The organism is Bradyrhizobium sp. PRIMUS42, from assembly GCF_023006515.1.
In the GTDB taxonomy this organism is placed as follows: Bacteria; Pseudomonadota; Alphaproteobacteria; order Rhizobiales; family Xanthobacteraceae; genus Bradyrhizobium.
In genome coordinates, this window is sequence record NZ_JALBGZ010000733.1 from 1 (window position 1) to 3,020 (window position 3,020).

Below are 3,020 nucleotides of genomic sequence, written 5' to 3' on the forward strand. Positions count from 1 at the left end.
AGCGTGAAGGTGATGTCCTGCACGATGAGGCGCTGGTCGCCGGGCGGCACCATGGCGACGCCTTCCACCGAAAGCCGGCTGGTGGGCGCCTGCAACTGGGTCGGCATCGCCTGCGCCGGCATCTGCTCCAACAGGCGCGTGAGGCGATGCCAGCTCTGGCGTGCCGCGACAAAGGATTTCCAGTGCGCAATGGCGAGATCGACCGGTGCAAGCGCGCGGGCGGAGAGGATCGAGCCGGCAATGATAATGCCGGCAGTCGCCTCCTGGTGGATGACCAGATAGGCGCCGACCGCGAGCACGGCCGATTGCAGCATCATGCGCAGCACCTTTGCGACCGCACCGAGGCCGCCGGCAACGTCGCTCGCACGCTGATTGCCGGCGAGATATTTTTCGTTGGCCTCGCTCCAGCGCGCGTTCATCCGGCCGGCCATGCCCATCGACACCATGACTTCGGCGTTGCGGCGGCTGGCCTGGGCGAGATCGTTGCGCTGGGCGGCAAGGCCCATCGCCTCGCGCGCCGGCTGGCGGGACATGAACTCGGTGACCAGCGTCAGGCCGACCAGGATGATGGCGCCGATCAGCGCGGTGATGCCGATCATGACGTGGAAGGCGAAGCAGATGGCCAGATAGAGCGGCAGCCAGGGCAGGTCGAAGAATGCGCTCGGGCCCATGCCGCCGAGGAACGAGCGGACATTGTCGAGATCACGCAGCGGCTGGAGACCTTCGTTGCGGCTGCCCACCAGGAGCGGCAGGCGCACGATGGTATCGAACACGCGCTTGTTGAGGGCTTCGTCCAGGGCGGTGCCGACCCGCCCCAGGATCCGGTTGCGGATCATGTCGAGCACGCCCTGCGCCATGTAGAGGAAGCAGGCGAGGATGATGAGGCCGACAAGGGTGGGAATGCTGCGGCTCGGCAGCACCCGGTCGTAGACCTCCAGCATGAAGATCGACCCGGTCAGGTAGAGCAGGTTGATCATGCAGCTCATCAAGCCGACGCCGACGAACGCCGTGCGACAAGCGCGCAAGGCGTCACCGAGCTCTGAACGGCGGACGCCAGGGATGGCTGCCATCGGTCTGGTCTCTTTCCGGTGAGAGGCAAAGCCCCTGATTTCAAAGGCGAAATCAGAAGTACTTGACCCGGATTAACATCGCGTTTTCCGCCCGTCCAACGCAGTCGACCTAATCCAGGCCTCCATAAGCCACATCTACCCCTGATGGCCTCGCGCGCAAGTCCGGAATTTCACAGGCTTGCGGCTTTTTCTTGCGGGCTTTCAGGCTCTTCCCGGAAAAGCAGAGCCCGAAAGTTCCGATCCGCGGAGCGCGCTAGAACCGGCCCCCGCCACGCACCAGCCGCACCACCAGCAGCAGGATGACCGCGCCGATGGCGGAATAGATGATCTCCGACACCAGGCCCGTGCCGAGACGAATGCCAAGTTTCGGAAACAGGAAGCTCGCCACCAGCGCGCCGGCGATGCCGACCACGATGTCGCCGATGATGCCGAACCCGGTCCCGCGCACAACCTTGCCGGCGAGCCAACCGGCCACCAGGCCGACGAACAGGATGACAAGCAGGCCTTCGTTGGAAATGTACATAAGTGAGGTCCCTCTCCGTGAACGGAGCCATGGAACGGGAACCGGGATGAATGGGGCGTGAATGCTGTTCCCCGGCGGCTGGTTGCGGCTGGGAAGAGAAAAAGCCGAAAACAACCCCATGCACAGTAGCCAAGTCGGTGTTGTCGCAGAAAAATTTCGAAGTGAGTGTTACGGCACTGCGGCCGCCTGCTCCGCCAGCACACATCGCGCCGCCCGGCCCGGCCCGACCTCCACATTCGCAGGCAATTGCTCCAGGCAACGAGGCTGGGCCGCCGAACAACGGGGGGCGAAGGAGCAGTTGTGGGGCTTTTCGCCCAGCGAGGGCGGCGTGCCGGGGATGGTTTCGAGGCGCTGCCCCCGCTTGGCGCCGTGGATGGTCGAAGCGAGCAGGCCCTTGGCATAGGGGTGCACGGGCGAGCGGACGATGTCGCGCAAGGTCCCCTGCTCCACGATCTGGCCGGCATACATCACCGCGACGCGGTCGCAGATCTCGATCGCGACGCCGATGTCGTGGGTGACGAAGATGACGGACATGCCGAACTCGCGCTGCAGCTCGCGCAGCAACAAGAGGATCTGGATCTGCACGGTGGCGTCGAGCGCCGTGGTCGGCTCGTCCGCCAGCAGGATTTTTGGACGGCAGGCCAGCGCCAGCGCAATCATGGCGCGCTGCCGCATGCCGCCGGACATCTCGTGCGGATAAGCCTCCAGCCGCCGCTTGGCGGAGGGGATACGCACGACCTCGAGCATTTCCAGCGCCCGCGCCCTGCCCTCCGCGTAACTCTTGCCTTCGTGGCGCACGACACTTTCGGCGATCTGCGCGCCGATGGTGTAGACCGGGTCCAGCGCCAGTGCCGGCTCCTGGAAGATCATCGAGACGGTCTGGCCGCGGAACGACGACAGCTCCTCGTCGTTCATGGCGAGCACGTCGCGACCCATCACGTTGACCGTGCCCGAAATCTGCGTGCGCTTCTTCGGCAGCAGCCGCATCAGCGCACGCAAGGTCACGCTCTTGCCAGAGCCGGATTCGCCGAGCAGGCCCAGCACCTCGCTGGTTCCGAGCGAGAGGCTGAGATCGTTCACGGCATAGACCGTGCGCTCGCCGGTGAAGCGGATGTTGAGGCCTGAGATCTCGACGAGATTTGTCATGACGGCAGTTTCGGCAATCGATCGTGATAGTCGGTGACGCGCTGGAAGGCGGCGCCGATGGTGAGCAGGGTCGCTTCATCGAAGGAGCGGCCGATCAGCTGCATGCCCACAGGAAGGCCGCTTTTGGTGAAGCCGGACGGTACGGTGAGCGACGGCAGGCCGAGATAGTTCACCGGGCGGGTGAACAGGGTCAGGCGCTGCACCATGGCCGGCGCATTGGGGCCGCCGCCGACATCGCTCTCCTCGATCGTCGGCGCCGGCACCGGCGAGGCCGGTGCGAT

Annotated in this window: 4 protein-coding genes; all 4 read right to left on the reverse strand. The window is 65.1% G+C overall.

Going from position 1 to position 3,020, the window contains the following annotated elements; translation table 11 throughout:
- The coding region (locus MOV75_RS32715; RefSeq protein ID WP_247007392.1) for a type I secretion system permease/ATPase at positions 1-1,070 on the reverse strand (1,070 nt) is incomplete at its 3' end.
- A gap of 253 nt (positions 1,071-1,323) precedes the next feature.
- On the reverse strand, positions 1,324-1,593 hold the full coding sequence (locus MOV75_RS32720; RefSeq protein ID WP_246931568.1) for a GlsB/YeaQ/YmgE family stress response membrane protein: 270 nt from the start codon (positions 1,591-1,593) through the stop codon (positions 1,324-1,326).
- A gap of 168 nt (positions 1,594-1,761) precedes the next feature.
- Positions 1,762-2,739 (reverse strand): ABC transporter ATP-binding protein, encoded by a 978-nt coding sequence (locus MOV75_RS32725; RefSeq protein WP_246931566.1) that lies wholly within the window; start codon positions 2,737-2,739, stop codon positions 1,762-1,764.
- A partial coding sequence (locus tag MOV75_RS32730; RefSeq protein WP_247007393.1) for an amidase family protein occupies positions 2,736-3,020 on the reverse strand: 285 nt, incomplete at its 5' end. The genes MOV75_RS32730 and MOV75_RS32725, both read right to left, overlap by 4 nt.

Excerpts from the sequence above, each read along its gene's own strand:
- MOV75_RS32720 (WP_246931568.1), bottom strand. The coding sequence starts at position 1,593 with ATGTACATTTCCAACGAAGGCCTGCTTGTCATCCTGTTCGTCGGCCTG.
- MOV75_RS32725 (WP_246931566.1), bottom strand. The coding sequence starts at position 2,739 with ATGACAAATCTCGTCGAGATCTCAGGCCTCAACATCCGCTTCACCGGC.